We start from the raw sequence: 15145 nt of genomic DNA, 5'->3' as shown, positions 1-15145 counted from the left end.
ATGACCCAGCCTGAGCCGAATTATAAGCGCCACACGGCGCGCTATCGTGCGCGCCGCCGCGCCGCTGACATTCTCTTTGAGGCAGAGTCGCGTGATGTGGATCCCGTAGCCATTGTGGAAGACCGCGTGGCCTTGGCCCGCGATCCGGAGAACGGTGTTGCTCCCATTGCTGAGTACACCCGTGCGATTGTCTCGGGTGCTGCGGAGGAACTTGATGCCATCGATGAGGCCATCGCTCGCTACCTCTCCGATGAGTGGTCCCTCGAGCGTATCCCGGCCGTGGACCGCGCCATCATGCGCGTGTCAGTGTGGGAGATTCTTTTCAATGATGAGGTTCCGAACGCCACCGCCCTCGTCGAGGGAGTGGAACTGGCGTCGGAGTACTCCAACCACCAGGCCGCACCGTACATTCACGCTGTGCTGGATGATGTCATCCAAGCCCAGTCAGCGGACAGTCCCATGGTGTCTTCTGCTGAGGCAGACGCCGCAACTGGGGTGGACGCCGCCGAAGACGATGACACCGCAGCGGAGGTCCCCGCAGAGGCGTCTGAGAAGGCTTCCGGCAGCGAGTAAGTCGCTCACTGCCGAGTCACAACTAAAGGTCCGGCCACGATCGATGTGATCTGGCTGGACCTTGAGCTTTGTCTTGAGGCTCGTCGCGTGGGGCTAGAGCAGTGACGACAGGAAATCCTTCGTACGCTGATGTTGCGGGTTCTCTAGGACCTGCTCCGGGGAGCCGGATTCAACGACGGTGCCGCCGTCCATGAAGAAGATCTTGTCTGCAACCTCGCGGGCAAAGCCCATCTCGTGGGTGACCACAAGCATGGTCATACCATCGGCAGCGAGCTCTTTCATGACGCGCAGGACTTCTCCGACGAGTTCGGGGTCTAGGGCGGAGGTGGGTTCGTCGAAAAGCATGAGCTTCGGGTCCATTGCCACGGCGCGGGCAATGGCCACACGTTGCTGCTGACCGCCAGAAAGTTGGACAGGGTAAACATCCGCCTTGTGTGCCAGTCCAACCTTCTCGAGCAGTTCCATGGCCTTCTTCTTGGCCTGTTCTGGGTTCTGCTTCTTGACCTGAATGGGGGCCTCAATGATGTTCTCGAGGACGGTGCGGTGGCTAAAGAGATTGAACTGCTGGAAGACCATGCCGATGTCCTGGCGCTGGGCGGCAGCTTCCTTCTCAGAAATTTCGAACAGCACGCCGTCGCGCTCGCGATAGCCAATGATCTCGCCATCGATGTACAGGCGGCCGGCCGTGACCTTCTCTAGGTGATTGCAGCAGCGCAGGAAGGTAGATTTACCGGAGCCGGATGGGCCAAGTAGACAGGCAACCTCGCCGGGCATGACGGTGATGTCAATGCCCTTGAGCACCTCTAATTGCCCGAAGGATTTGTGCACGTTCTGCGCGGAAATCATGGGAGTAGCCATTAGTTCTTCACCTCCGGGATGACGGAAACGTTGCGGGGGATGGTGCCTTCGGCGTCGGCAAGCGCGGCGAGCTGGCGGCCGGTCAGCTCACGGGTAGCACCGCGTTCAAAACGACGCTCGAGGAAGTACTGTCCCACCATAAGAAGGGAAGTGATGACGAGGTACCATGTTGCCGCCACCATGAGCAGAGGGATCGGCTCGAAGAGGGCGGCCGAAATGTCGGTTGCGCGGCCGAAGATTTCTGCAGTGTAGGGAATGGCCACCACCAAGGAAGAGGTCTTGAGCAGAGAGATGAACTCATTGCCGGTTGGGGGGATGATGATGCGCATGGCCTGCGGCAGAATCGTGCGGCGCATCGTCATCCACCAGCCCATGCCCAGGGCCTTGCAGGCCTCTTTTTGGCCTTCCGGCACCGAGGAGATGCCGGAGCGCACGATTTCAGCCATGTAGGCGGCCTCATTGAGGCCAAGGCCTAGGACGGCCAACAGGAAGGCGTTCGTCAGCACGGCAGTGAGTGAAATCTCCGTGAAACCGAGGTTAATGGATTGGTACAGGGCGGAGAGCAGGCCCCAGAACACGAGCTGAACATAGATGGGGGTGCCACGGAAGAGCCACAGGAAGACCCAGGACACACCGCCAAGGACGGGGTTGGGGGACATGCGCATCACAGCTAGCGCGGCGCCACCCACGACGCCGATAACCATAGCCAAAATGGTAATGGCGATGGTGTGGAGGGCAGCGGTGGCGATGCGTGTATCGAAGAGGTACTGGAAGTAGGTGCTCCACCCGAAGGCCTCATTACGGGCCGAAGAGATGATGAACCATACCGCTAGCACCACCAGCACGGCGGCAAAGACCCAGCGCCATGGGTGTCGCAGGGGGCGGGCCTCAATCTTGGGCGGCGGGGTCGAAGACGCCGGAGAGGAAGAGTTAGTCATTGATCGGCCTTTCATTAATCATGGCGTGGTCGACGAGGCCTTCGTCAACACCCCATTGAGCAAGAATCTCTGCATAGACGCCAGTATCGATAAGGTGCTGGAATGCCGCGGCTATGGCCGGACCTAAGTCGGAGTCCTTGGGAACGGCAAAGCCATAAGGAGCAGCATCAAACATCTCGCCGACCATCTCCATGCGTCCATCGGAGCGGTTTACGGACCAAGCGGACACAGGGGAGTCGGCCGACAGCGCATCGGCGCGACCCATAAGGACCGCCAACGCGGCGTTGTCGCTCGTGTCATAGGGCAAGATAGTCAGGTTGCCATCACAGGCTTCCTGCTTGGGGCGCAGGTCATCCGTCTCAGAGACGGTGGTGCGTTGAACGGCGATGGTGAGACCACACGGGTTGGAAGGGTCGACGTCATGGGGGCCTTTGACAAGCGCAGCCCATTGAATACCCGCGTAGAGGGTGTTGATGAAGTCAAAGTTCTCACGGCGCTCCTCGGTGTCTGTGAAGCCGGAAGCACCAAGGTCAATTTGGCCTGCCTGGACGGCTGGGAGGATCATTGAGAAATCCTGTTCCACCGGGCGAAATTCCAGCCCGAGAACCTGCGCCACGGCATGCGCCAGATCCATCTCCACACCGATGATGGACCCATCTGAGTCTTTGAACTCAAAGGGCGCAAACGGAGGGTTCGTGCCCACGGTGAGGACGCCGTCAGCATCGTCGTACATGGCCGCGATCTCAGGTACCGCGTCCACATCAGGCGCGGACCAGCCCTCCGGTAGCGCTGGCTCCTCGTTGGTGACGCAAGCTGTTAGCGTGGCGGTCAACGCCAGCCCGGCTGCGCCCACGATGGCCGTGCTTTTCTTCATGGTCTAGCTCTCTTGGTAGGTTGCGGCTTTGCGCCAATCCGCAACGATGAAAATGGACACAATGACGCCGCCAATGACGAGCATGAGCAGGATCATCGGGGTCGATGCATCCTGGTCTGCTCCCCACGGCCACAGTGCGCGCAGCGAGCCGAGCATGAAACCAGCCATGGCAGCAAGGGTAGGGTCGCGGTGATTATCCAGCAGGTAGTTAAGAACCTTGACGAATGCGGCGAGGCCGCACACAGCACCGAGTGCGAATACACCGACGGTGACCATGTCGCGGTCTGAGACCGCGCCGATCACCGGCTGGTAGAGGCCCATAGTCAGGAGGATGAGTGAACCGGATATGCCGGGAAGGATCAGGGCGCACACGGCAATCATGGCGGCGAAGAACACCACGATGAGGTTGGGATCCTCCACTGGGGTGGACGTGAAACCGGTAACGACGAAGATGGCCACCGTTGCAATGACGAAAGCGGCGATAGCGGCAGGTGAGAAGCGCGACATCATGCGCAAAGGAACGATGATAGAAACTGCCACCATGCCCAAGAAGAGGGCGCTGGAGAGCGATACTTGGCCCTCAACAAAGTTGTGGAGCAGCGTGGAGAACCCGAAGACAGCAATGAACATGCCGACGGCGACAGATAGGAGGAAACCCCATTCGACCTTCTTGAATCGGCCGGAGATGAGGTCATTGGCGTTGTGCAGGGCGCGCTCATAGATGCCGACGATGAGCGCGACGGTTCCGCCGGAAATGCCGGGGACCAGCTCGGCCATGCCAATGAGGGCGCCTCGAATGGCGTTAAGAATAAAGTGCATAAACCGAAATTATCCTTGACTGCCCCTGGGGTGGGGATGCCGTGCCGAGGGGCGAAGGTGGTGAGCAGATGACTCCTATTCTCTCACTGCACCACCGGCCTATGCAAACTATTCACTTGGGAGAAGGATATGCGCTAACGCGTCTAAAGCTGGAGGCGCTTGGCTAGCTCACCATAAACCGAGCCGAGAACAGCGAAGGCGGCGAGGCCCACCAAGCCATCGAGTAGCACGGCGTAGAAGCGGTTGAGGTCGGGGTCGTCGGAGGACGCTGCGGTCTCGTGGAGCTTTTGGTAGTAGGAGGATTCCTCCACCTTGGACGACATGGTGGTGCCCGTGCTGGAGTTGGAGCTTTTTTGTGCGGCGGTGGCCACGGTCGTTCCAGACAGTGCAAGAGCAGCGGCAGTGCTCACGGCGATGATGGTGCGGCGCATAGGTCAGGGAAACCTTTCGATCGAGAAAACGCTAACACCCCACAACGTACTCTGCTGTGGGGTGGGTTTGTGCCCCTGGTGAGACTCGAACTCACACTACACGGGTTTTGAATCCGTTGCCTCTGCCAATTGGGCTACAGGGGCGCACTGGCAAAGATATTAGCGCAGCGGTGCGGCACTAACCTAATTGCCTGTCAGGGCGTGGTGTGAAAGTGCTTGGGACACTGGCGGAGGGGGAGCGGTGGTGCCGCGGACAACACGTTAGGATGGGCTGGGTGACTACTTCTCAGCCCCGACTTTTGCTTATCGACGGCCACTCGATGGCCTTCCGCGCATTTTATGCACTTCCTGCGGAGAATTTCTCCACTTCAGGAGGCCAACACACCAATGCCGTGTACGGCTTCCTCTCGATGTTGGCCAACATTCTGGCCGAGGAGAAGCCGGACTTCGTCGCCGTCGCCTTCGACGTGGGACGTAAGACTTTCCGCACGGAGATGTTCCCGGATTACAAGGCGCAGCGAGAGGCAGCACCCGAAGAGTTCCGCGGACAAGTGGAGCTTATCCGCGAGGTACTGGAGACACTCGGCATCACTACGCTGTCCCGTGAGAACTTCGAGGCCGATGACATTGTGGCGACGCTGTCTACGCAGGCGGGATCTGACTATGAGACCTTGCTCGTGACGGGTGATCGCGATTATCTGCAGCTTGTCAACGAGTCCACGACCGTCCTGTATCCCATGCGCGGCGTGTCGACACTTCACAGGTTTACCCCGGCCGCAGTGGAAGAAAAGTATGGTCTCACTCCACAGCAGTATCCGGACTTTGCGGCCCTGCGTGGTGACCCGTCGGACAATCTTCCCAACGTTCCGAAGGTGGGCGAAAAGACCGCGACTAAGTGGATCACCCAGTATGGTTCGCTCGATGAACTTATTGCCCACGCGGACGAAATCAAGGGTGTGGCGGGTCAAAACTTTCGCGACCGCATTGAGCAAGTCAAGCTGAACCGCCAGCTCACCCAGATGGTGACGGATATGGACTTGGAAGTGGGGCCGGCCGACCTGAGCTTCAAAGGTGCGGCAGCGAGCGAGGTTGCTGCGCGCTTTGATGAGCTGGAGTTCGGTACCAATCTGCGAGAGCGTGTCTTGGGCGCTATCCCACATGATGCTGACGCGGAGGCTGCAGCGGCAGTAGAGACACCGGATGTATCCGTGAGCATCACCGACACGCCCCTGATGGAATGGCTAGCTGGCAAGGAAAACGTTGCGGTGTATGTCCAGGGCGATGGCACCCCTGGTGCGGGTGACGCGGCGGCGATCGCGCTTGTCGACGACTCCTTCGAAGGCCTCCACCTCGAACTCGGGGACCTGTCCGCGGAGGAGGATGCGGCCTTGGCTGCTTGGCTGTCCTCGGATGCGCCGAAATACTTCCACGAGGCCAAGGCCGCCTACCACATGCTGGCCGGCCGTGGCATCGAGCTGCGCGGCATTGCTCATGACACCGCACTTGCTGCTTACCTACTTCGCCCCGGCCAGCGCACGTATGAGCTGAGTGATGTCTATCAGCGCCACTTGAAGAAGTCTTTAGGTCAGGCCAGCGAGCAGCTGTCTATCCTCGATGAGAACCCATTGGCAGATCAGGCTGGCGCCATCATGGAGCTGGCAGCGGAGCTGACACAGCAGCTGCAGGACATTGCCTCCTTCGAGCTCTATACCGACCTTGAACTGCCCTTGGTGGGAATCCTGGCACGTATGGAAGCCGCCGGCATCGCCGTGGACCGCGACATTCTGGAAACCCAGCGTGATGCCTTCATCGAGCAGGTCAACGAACAAGAGCGCGCCGCGCGCGAATTGGCGGGGGATGACTCCCTCAACCTGAATTCCCCGAAGCAGCTGCAGTCTGTGCTCTTCGATACTTTCGATATGCCGAAGACAAAGAAGACCAAGACGGGCTATTCCACGGCTGCCAAGGAAATCGAACAACTAGCTGCGAGCCATCCGCATCCCTTCCTGGATCATCTCTTGGCCCACCGCGAGTACCAAAAGATGAAGACTACGCTGGAGGGCCTCATCAAGACGATTCAACCGGATGGTCGCATTCACACCACCTTCAACCAGACGGTCACCTCCACAGGCCGCCTGTCCTCAACGGAGCCCAACCTTCAAAACATCCCGGTGCGCACGGAAGCTGGCCGCCAGATCCGTTCAGCCTTCGTGGTGGGCGAAGACTTCGATACCCTCATCACCGCGGACTATTCCCAGATTGAGATGCGCGTTATGGCCCACCTGTCGGAGGATCCGGGCCTGATCGAGGCCTACCGTGAGGGCGAAGACCTTCACAACTACGTCGGCTCGCGCGTGTTTGATGTGCCCGTCAATGAGGTCACCCCAGAATTGCGCCGTCGAGTTAAGGCCATGTCTTATGGGTTGGTCTATGGCCTCTCCGCTTTTGGTCTCTCGCAACAGCTGGGGATTCCAGCTGGTGAGGCCAAAAAGATCATGGAAAACTACTTCGAGCGCTTTGGCGGAGTGAAGCGCTACTTGGATGACGTCGTAGTTCAGGCACGCAAAGATGGCTATACCTCCACGGTGTTTGGTCGCCGCCGCTACCTGCCGGAGCTCAACTCCGATAACCGCGTTGCCCGTGAGAACGCCGAGCGTGCCGCGCTCAACGCCCCGATTCAAGGCACTGCAGCCGACATCATTAAGGTAGCTATGATTCGCGTGGACAAGGCACTCGAAGGAATGAAGTCGCGCGTGCTGTTGCAGGTTCACGATGAACTTGTTGTCGAGGTTGCTGCAGGCGAAGCGGAGAAGGTTCACACCATCCTCGAGCGTGAGATGGACAAGGCTATCGAGTTGACCGTGCCGCTCGAAGTTTCTGTTGGAGAGGGCAAGAACTGGGACGCAGCCGCACACTAAGCGCTGGGGCCGCGCTCGCCCCGAACGCTTAGGACAAGCCCACTGCACGCTCGTCGTCGGTGGGCGTGCGGCGCTCGACCAAGCAGCCAGCGAGTACATCGAAAGGTGTTTGGCCGAATGCGAGAACGCTAAGTCCCAGGACAGTAAGGATTGTGCCCTCAACCATGGGCAGACCTGTTAGTGCCAGCAGCGTAAGAAGGAGCCAACTATTGCGGATCGCGGCGCTAGCAAAACCTGGCCGCTGGGCGATGACCTCGAGCTTGAGGGACCACTTGCCTAGAGACGTATTCTTCGTCGCTTCTGCCCACACGCGGTATACGTAAAACACTATGGCAAGCGCAGTAATGTCATAGATTTCGCCCGTACGTCCGGTGAGCGCGCCATCAGTGGCGAAGTTAAAGAGCCACTTAAACACCAGAATGATGGCGGCAGCGAGGAAAGCATCAATCCACCACGCCACGACCCGGCGCAAAGCTATTGCGAAGCGTTCGAGAAGCATGGACGTCAGCTTACGTGCTCTCGACGCTGCATCCCTGAAGCGGGGGCTCCAGATGCCGGGGCCGTAGCCTGGCAGACAAAGATAGCCGTACCAGGAAACAGGGCACCGCGCTTGGGCGACCATTGGCCCCACGTACTGTCGAGGCCCTCCGGCCACTCCGGCTCTATGAGGTTGAGGATCTCGAAGTTTCCTCTGACCTGGAGGGCGCGCAGCCAGTCACCCATTGTGCGGTGAAACTCGGCATAGGTAAGATCACCCGCGGAATTGTGCTCGAGGTAGGCCCGGTCAAAATAGGGCAACTCGGCGGTGAGATTGTCAGGGTCGTCGGGGAAGACCCACCGCATGGGATGCGGCACGGAGAACACAAAGCGACCACCAGGGCGCAGCACGCGGTGGACCTCAGCCAGTGCGGAGTCAAGATCTGCGATGAACGGAAGGGCCCCAAAGGCGGAGAAGGCGACGTCGAAAGCATTATCACAATAGGGAAGTGTCACAGCATCTGCCTGCACTAGCGGGAGGCCTGGTTCGGCATGAGACAGCATTCCGGCGGAAAGATCAAAGCCGGTGGCGAACTCCGCGCGGCCGTGGAGCCACTGCGTGCACGGCGCGGATCCGCAGCCGAGTTCGAGGACGGTGGCCGAGGAGACGTCGCCAAGCAACTGCGCTTCGGATTCGTGGAGCATCTCCGGGCACCAATAAAAAGACGACAGATACTCCGGGTGGTTCGCGTGGTAAGCATCGGCGTCGGAATCCCAATAGGAGCGGTTGGCCGTGGAGGCAGAAAACATGGTTCCTTTCGCGTGGCGCATTTGCCGTTGTAGCTGCATGAATGTAGTGTGGTACGAGCGTGTCTATGACTCGGGACGCACTGAGCCACTGTAGGAGGGTTCAGCCGGACCGCGAGTCGGGATTGAAATCCATCTTAAGTCTTGCGCTTTTGCGCTGCTTAATGACGCTTTTCAAGAGACACGTAACTGTCCAAATACGATCTCCTACGTTTATTCGGAGCATAACTACATGCCAACTTCTAACACCCCTCAGGTTGCGATCAATGACATCGGAACCGCAGAGGACTTCCTCGCAGCTGTCGACGCCACCATCAAGTACTTCAACGATGGCGACATCGTCGAGGGCACCGTGGTCAAGGTTGACCACGACGAGGTCCTGCTCGACATCGGTTACAAGACCGAGGGCGTCATCCCGTCCCGCGAGCTTTCCATCAAGCACGACGTCAACCCGGATGAGGTTGTCGAGGTCGGCGACGAGATCGATGCACTTGTTCTCACCAAGGAGGACAAGGAAGGCCGTCTGATCCTGTCCAAGAAGCGCGCACAGTACGAGCGCGCCTGGGGCGCCGTCGAAGAGCTGCACGCCAAGGAAGAGCCGGTCACCGGTACCGTCATCGAGGTTGTCAAGGGTGGTCTCATCCTCGACATCGGCCTCCGTGGCTTCCTCCCGGCTTCCCTCGTTGAGATGCGCCGCGTTCGTGACCTGGAGCCATACATCGGCCAGGAGCTCGAGGCCAAGATCATCGAGCTGGACAAGCAGCGCAACAACGTTGTCCTGTCCCGCCGTGCTTACCTGGAGCAGACCCAGTCCGAGGTCCGTTCCGAGTTCCTGCACCAGCTGCAGAAGGGTCAGGTCCGCAAGGGCGTTGTCTCCTCCATCGTCAACTTCGGCGCCTTCGTCGATCTCGGCGGTGTCGACGGCCTGGTTCACGTTTCCGAGCTGTCCTGGAAGCACATCGACCACCCGTCCGAGGTTGTCACCGTGGGCGACGAGGTCACCGTCGAGGTTCTCGACGTCGACCTGGACCGCGAGCGCGTGTCCCTGTCCCTGAAGGCAACCCAGGAAGATCCGTGGCGCGTCTTCGCCCGCACTCACGCTGTGGGCCAGATCGTCCCGGGCAAGGTCACCAAGCTCGTTCCGTTCGGCGCCTTCGTTCGCGTCGAGGAGGGCATCGAGGGCCTCGTCCACATCTCCGAGCTGGCTCAGCGCCACGTCGAGGTTCCGGATCAGGTTGTCACCGTTGGCCAGGAAGTCATGGTCAAGGTCATCGACATCGACCTTGAGCGTCGTCGTATCTCCCTGTCTGTTAAGCAGGCAGACGAGGACTACACCGAAGAGTTCGATCCGTCCAAGTACGGCATGGCTGACTCCTACGACGAGCAGGGCAACTACGTCTTCCCCGAGGGCTTCGATCCGGAGACCAACGAGTGGAAGGAAGGCTTCGACGAGCAGCGTCAGGCTTGGGAGGCTCGCTACGCCGAGTCCGAGCGTCGCTTCAACCTGCACACCGCTCAGATCGAGCGCAACCGTGCAGCAGCCGCTGAAGCCGCCGAGTCCGCTGCGAACAACTCCAACTACTCCTCCGAGTCCCAGGATGCAGCTCCGGCATCCGAGACCGAGGCAGAGGTTGGCGGTTCCCTCGCATCTGACGAGCAGCTTGCTGCTCTGCGCGACAAGCTCGCCGGCAACTAAGCCACACTCCGCAATCTCAGGGCGCGTTAGCGCCTGAGGTTCTGAGTACTCAAGGCCGTCTCTCCCCACGCCATTGTGGGAGAGACGGCCTTTGTGCATGTCTCTCGCGTATCGTGGGCGGGTATGAAACTCATTGGACTCACCGGCGGTATTGGAAGCGGAAAATCTACTGTGGCCCAGTTGTTGGTGGAGCAGGGCTGGGCGCTTGTCGATGCCGACCAGATCGCCCGCGACATTGTCGAACCAGGCCAACCGGCTCTCTCCGAGCTGGCCGATGCGTTCGGGGAGGACATTCTCAACGCCGATGGCTCCCTTAACCGGGGGCTACTGGCCTCGCGGGCCTTCTCGAGCCGCGAGAAAACGGACGTGCTCAATTCCATCACGCATCCGCGTATCCACGAGGAAACCCAAGCCCGTTTCGAGGCTGCGCGCGCGGCGGGCGAAGCGTTCCTGGTCTATGACATGCCGTTGCTCGTGGACAATGGTCTCAACAAGGGCATGGATGTCACCATCGTTGTCGATGTTGAGATTGAAGAGCGCGTACGCCGCCTCGTGGAGTTTCGAGGACTGGATGAAGAAGACGCGCGCCGTCGCATTGCAGCGCAGATACCTGATGATGTCCGCCTTGCTGCAGCGGATTATGTCATAGACAACAACGGCCCCCTCGAAGCGCTCGATGCGCAGGTCGAGAGGGTCGCAGAAGCGTTGAAGCGTCGCTTTAATTAGCGCGTTGCTACCACGTCGGAGACGGCGATGTGGTCGTTGTTCTCCATGTCCTCGCCCACGAAATCAAGATCCGTGCGCATGAGCATGGTGTTGTAGTCGCGCCACGACGTCAGTGTGTAGTACAGGTGCTGATCGTCCTGATGAGGCAATACGTAAGGAGCGTAAGTGTCATTGAGCGGCTCGCCGCTGATGACCTTCGCTGTTTCAGCGTCCACGAGCTTGCGGCGCGGGGACCACGGGCCTTCGGGGGAGGGCGCCGTGCGCATGACGATGCCCTCGCCCTCAACACCGTACATGGTGACGAATTTGCCCAGGTAGTCGTTGTACGCCACTGAGAGCTCAGAGACCTTGCCGTCCAACACAACGCTGGCCTGGGAAGGATCGTGGACCCATCCGCCGTCCGCGTAGTACTCGAATGCGCTCTCGTTGGGAAACTGCGACTTCACTGCGCGGGAGAGGTATGCCGGACCACGGCGGCCTTGTCCGGTGGTGAAACGGTAGATGTAGTCTCCATGCTCGATGTAGGCCGACTGCTGAAGCTTTTCAAATCCCGGGCGATAGTTAGCTCCACCCGGGATTGGGGCGTTCGCGCCGTGGCTAGCGTTCGTGCGGGTTGCTTCTGGTACCGGTTTCCATGACACGCCACCATCGGTCGACTTCACCGTTGCGGCAAAGTTGGTGGACCAGCCGGTCTTCGGATCATGCCAGGAACGCACTGACATGTAATCGATGTAATGCACGCCGTCAACCACAATCCCGGCTGTGGGGATGGTGGTGCGCTCGCCGTTGATGTCAGCGTCACCGACCTTCTGAGAAGGGATGAATTCCTTGGCATAGCCAGTGGCGGACCAGCCGCGAGCGGTGAGAGCGTCATCGAGGCGCAGACCATCGCCGTAGTCCTCATCGGTCGTGCGCAAGAGGACATTGGAGCGCCAGCCATCGCCCTCACCGACGCAGTCCATGGTGTCACCAAACACATAGTAAGAGTGGCCGGCCCCATCGGCGTAAGCAATACCGAGGTCTGTGCCCGAGACACCGAAGTCGAGGTCAGTACGGTTAGGGGAGCCGGCACCGGTGATGAGCTGCATGATCTGTGTTGGCCCACCAGTGATCTGGCGCTGGTTGTAGTTGCTGCGCTGACCGCTAGTGGCACGCTCCGGCTGGGAAGGCTTCGAGGAGCCGCTCAACAGTGCGCTGAGCCCGCCGAGTGAGGAACCACCGGCTGGGGCGGACGCGGACGGCTTCGATGTGAAGCTTCCGGACTTGGAGTATGGCGTACAGGGCGCGGCCACGGCTTGTGGGGCGTGGGCAACAAGGGCGACGGGGAGAAGCGCGGTAACGGTTACTGCGCTAGCAAGGGAACGAAACTTCATGACAGCCGATTCTAAAGGAGCGCAGCAACATTTAAAGGACATGGTAGACAAAATTTACCTTTCGCTCTCATCTCGTTCATGTTCGATGCTTAACCTCACTCCTCATGGGAACCTGGGACGTCGGGCCATTCGACAATCACGCCGCGCGCGCAGTGCTCGCGCAACTTCGTGATGGCTCTTTCGACCTAGAAACTTTTAAGCGAAGCTGCGCGGAGGCGCCCATTGATGTGGATGATGCCGAAACCATCATTGCGCTCGGCGCCCTTGCTTCAACCCCTTTCGAGAAGCTCCCAGGCGGATTGTGCGGGGCAGATGTTCGTATCCTGCGCACCCCACAAACTAGGGCGTGGCTTCGCAAGCGTATGAACAAAGCTATGGAGCCGGATTCATCACCGATCTATGCGCTGTGGGAAACTACCGACGAGTTGGAGGACTGGCTGCGCACCACGCGCGCCGCAATGCCGTGACGAGCGCGTTAGACTGGTCGGCATGGCTTTTGCTGCTGAACACCCCATCCTGCCAGTTTCTGAGCACCGCCCAGTGGGCGAAGTCGAGCGCCGCTCGGCTGAATTCAAGGTTGAGTCTGAGTATAAACCTGCTGGTGATCAACCCGCCGCCATTGCGGAATTGGACGAGCGCCTCAACCGCGGTGAACGCGATGTCGTTCTCATGGGTGCTACCGGTACCGGTAAGTCTGCCACGGCAGCGTGGCTCATCGAGCAGCAGCAGCGCCCTACGTTGGTCATGGCGCCGAATAAGACGCTGGCCGCCCAGCTAGCCAATGAGCTTAGGCAGTTGCTGCCGCACAACGCGGTGGAGTACTTCGTGTCGTACTACGACTACTACCAACCTGAGGCCTATATCGCGCAGACGGATACCTACATTGAGAAAGATTCCTCTATTAACGAGGACGTGGAGCGCCTACGTCACTCCGCGACTTCGGCGTTGCTCTCGCGCCGCGATGTCGTCGTAGTCTCCTCTGTGTCCTGCATTTATGGTTTGGGTACACCGCAGTCCTACCTGGATCGCTCGGTCGTGTTGGAAGAAGGTGAAGAGATTGACCGCGATCGCTTCCTACGCCTTCTCGTGGATATCCAATATGAGCGCAATGATGTGGGCTTTACCCGTGGCACCTTCCGAGTCAAGGGCGACACCGTGGACATTATCCCGGCGTATGAGGAACGCGCGGTGCGCATCGAGTTCTTTGGTGATGACGTGGATGAGCTCTACTACATTCACCCGCTCACCGGTGATGTGATTGAGCGCGTTGATGAGGTCCGGATCTTTCCAGCGACGCACTATGTCGCCGGCCCAGAACGCATGGCACGCGCGATCGAGGACATCAAAGAGGAGCTGGCAGAGCGGTTGGCGGATTTGGAGAACCGAGGCAAGCTGCTCGAAGCGCAGCGCCTTCGCATGCGCACCGAATATGACCTTGAGATGATTGAGCAGGTAGGTTTCTGCTCGGGCATTGAGAACTATTCGCGCCATGTCGACGGCCGCCCAGCTGGATCCGCACCGGCCACCCTCTTGGATTACTTCCCGGAAGATTTTCTCACCATTATCGACGAGTCGCACGTCACCGTGCCGCAGATTGGTGGCATGTATGAAGGTGATATGGCCCGTAAGCGGAACCTCGTCGAGTTTGGATTCCGGCTGCCATCGGCGGTTGATAACCGCCCGCTGACCTTTGATGAGTTCGAGGAACGAGTGGGGCAGACCGTTTACATGTCGGCCACCCCGGGCGATTTTGAGATGACGGCTTCGGGGGGAGAATTCGTTGAACAGGTTATTCGCCCGACTGGTCTGGTGGATCCGAAGGTGACGGTCAAGCCTACGAAGGGCCAGATCGATGACCTCATTGATGAGGTTCGTGCCCGTACCGCCAAGGAAGAGCGCGTGCTTGTCACCACGCTGACCAAGCGAATGGCGGAGGACTTGACGGACTATCTCCTTGAGCACGGAATCAAGGTGCGCTACCTGCACTCCGATATCGACACTCTGCAGCGCGTGGAGTTACTGCGTCAGTTGCGCTTGGGTGAATTCGATGTCCTCGTTGGTATTAACTTGCTGCGTGAGGGCCTGGACCTTCCGGAGGTGTCCCTCGTGGCCATCCTCGATGCCGATAAGGAAGGATTCCTGCGTTCGACCACCTCATTGATCCAGACCATTGGCCGTGCCGCACGTAACGTGTCGGGCGAGGTCATCATGTATGCGGATAAGATCACTGATTCGATGCAAGAGGCCATCGAGGAGACGGAGCGCCGCCGCGAGAAGCAGATTGCGTATAACACCGAACACGGCATCGACCCGCAGCCGCTGCGCAAGAAGATTGCGGACATCCTCGACCAGGTCTATGAGGATGCTGACAAGGACGGCGAGGGAGGGGCGGATGCCGATCCAACGGCGATCGTCGAAAAGCGCGATGTGTCCTCCATGGCGGCGGATGAGGTGCAGGCGCTTATCGACGATTTGACGGCTCAAATGCGTGATGCCGCCCGTGAGCTCAAATTTGAGTTGGCGGGGCGTCTGCGCGATGAAATCGCTGATTTGAAGAAGGAACAGCGCGGCCTTAAGGAAGCTGGAATTTAGGCGGGGATGTTCGCGCCTGCAGCGCGGTATCGTGCCATACTATTTACAGATTAAACACCACTT

General features: G+C 59.3%; 14 protein-coding genes and 1 tRNA gene. 6 read left to right on the top strand and 9 right to left on the bottom strand.

The annotated features are described in order from the left end of the window. Positions 1 to 573, top strand: a complete 573-nt coding sequence (gene nusB, locus CSING_RS07375; RefSeq protein ID WP_042531046.1) for a transcription antitermination factor NusB — start codon at positions 1 to 3, stop codon at positions 571 to 573. Between the two features lie 93 nt (positions 574 to 666). Here the strand turns inward: nusB and CSING_RS07370 are convergent, their stop codons facing one another. From CSING_RS07370 to CSING_RS07345, 6 genes are all read right to left on the bottom strand, one after another. Beyond that, positions 667 to 1431: an amino acid ABC transporter ATP-binding protein gene (locus tag CSING_RS07370; protein ID WP_042531044.1), complete on the bottom strand. Its 765-nt coding sequence runs from the start codon at positions 1429 to 1431 to the stop codon at positions 667 to 669. Next, positions 1431 to 2369: an amino acid ABC transporter permease gene (locus CSING_RS07365; RefSeq protein WP_042531042.1), complete on the bottom strand. Its 939-nt coding sequence runs from the start codon at positions 2367 to 2369 to the stop codon at positions 1431 to 1433. The genes CSING_RS07370 and CSING_RS07365 overlap by 1 nt, the downstream gene beginning before the upstream one ends. Next, complete coding sequence (locus CSING_RS07360; RefSeq protein WP_042531040.1) at positions 2362 to 3243, bottom strand: ABC transporter substrate-binding protein; 882 nt, start codon at positions 3241 to 3243, stop codon at positions 2362 to 2364. The genes CSING_RS07365 and CSING_RS07360 overlap by 8 nt, the downstream gene beginning before the upstream one ends. Positions 3244 to 3246: 3 nt before the next feature. Then, positions 3247 to 4062: a DUF368 domain-containing protein gene (locus CSING_RS07355; RefSeq protein WP_042531038.1), complete on the bottom strand. Its 816-nt coding sequence runs from the start codon at positions 4060 to 4062 to the stop codon at positions 3247 to 3249. A gap of 143 nt (positions 4063 to 4205) precedes the next feature. Further along, the gene (locus tag CSING_RS07350) at positions 4206 to 4493 is read right to left on the bottom strand and encodes a hypothetical protein (RefSeq protein ID WP_042531036.1); all 288 of its coding nucleotides are present in this window, start codon (positions 4491 to 4493) and stop codon (positions 4206 to 4208) included. Positions 4494 to 4563: 70 nt separating this feature from the next. Next, positions 4564 to 4637: transfer RNA gene (locus tag CSING_RS07345), tRNA-Leu, on the bottom strand. A gap of 122 nt (positions 4638 to 4759) precedes the next feature. Between CSING_RS07345 and polA the strand changes: the two genes are divergently transcribed. Next, entirely contained in the window at positions 4760 to 7411 is a 2652-nt protein-coding gene (gene polA / locus CSING_RS07340; RefSeq protein ID WP_042531034.1) for a DNA polymerase I, read from the top strand. Positions 7412 to 7439: 28 nt separating this feature from the next. Here the strand turns inward: polA and CSING_RS07335 are convergent, their stop codons facing one another. Both CSING_RS07335 and CSING_RS07330 read right to left on the bottom strand, forming a co-directional pair. After that, on the bottom strand, positions 7440 to 7910 hold the full coding sequence (locus CSING_RS07335) for an RDD family protein (protein ID WP_042531032.1): 471 nt from the start codon (positions 7908 to 7910) through the stop codon (positions 7440 to 7442). Positions 7911 to 7915: 5 nt separating this feature from the next. Beyond that, positions 7916 to 8698 carry a class I SAM-dependent DNA methyltransferase gene (locus CSING_RS07330; RefSeq protein WP_042531030.1) on the bottom strand — a complete coding sequence of 261 codons (783 nt, stop codon included), beginning with the start codon at positions 8696 to 8698 and terminating at the stop codon, positions 7916 to 7918. Positions 8699 to 8927: 229 nt separating this feature from the next. Here CSING_RS07330 and rpsA point away from each other — a divergent pair, with 229 nt between their 5' ends. Then, entirely contained in the window at positions 8928 to 10391 is a 1464-nt protein-coding gene (gene rpsA, locus CSING_RS07325) for a 30S ribosomal protein S1 (RefSeq protein WP_042531028.1), read from the top strand. A gap of 123 nt (positions 10392 to 10514) precedes the next feature. Then, the gene (coaE, locus tag CSING_RS07320) at positions 10515 to 11117 is read left to right on the top strand and encodes a dephospho-CoA kinase (RefSeq protein ID WP_042531026.1); all 603 of its coding nucleotides are present in this window, start codon (positions 10515 to 10517) and stop codon (positions 11115 to 11117) included. On the opposite strand, the gene CSING_RS07315 is transcribed toward coaE, so the two are convergent. Next, on the bottom strand, positions 11114 to 12490 hold the full coding sequence (locus tag CSING_RS07315; protein WP_042531024.1) for a DUF4185 domain-containing protein: 1377 nt from the start codon (positions 12488 to 12490) through the stop codon (positions 11114 to 11116). The two genes, coaE and CSING_RS07315, sit on opposite strands and share 4 nt — an antisense overlap. A 104-nt stretch (positions 12491 to 12594) precedes the next feature. On the opposite strand from CSING_RS07315, the gene CSING_RS07310 reads away from it, so the two are divergent. Next, positions 12595 to 12957 (top strand): DUF4259 domain-containing protein, encoded by a 363-nt coding sequence (locus CSING_RS07310; RefSeq protein WP_042531022.1) that lies wholly within the window; start codon positions 12595 to 12597, stop codon positions 12955 to 12957. 22 nt (positions 12958 to 12979) lie between these two features. After that, positions 12980 to 15082, top strand: coding sequence for an excinuclease ABC subunit UvrB (gene uvrB, locus CSING_RS07305; protein ID WP_042531019.1), 2103 nt, complete (start codon positions 12980 to 12982; stop codon positions 15080 to 15082). The last annotated feature ends 63 nt before the right edge of the window (positions 15083 to 15145 follow it).

Origin of the sequence: Corynebacterium singulare, assembly GCF_000833575.1 — a bacterium.
GTDB classification, from domain to species: Bacteria; Actinomycetota; Actinomycetes; order Mycobacteriales; family Mycobacteriaceae; genus Corynebacterium; species Corynebacterium singulare.
Note: the sequence above shows the minus strand (reverse complement) of the source record. Positions and strands in the feature narration are given on the sequence as shown.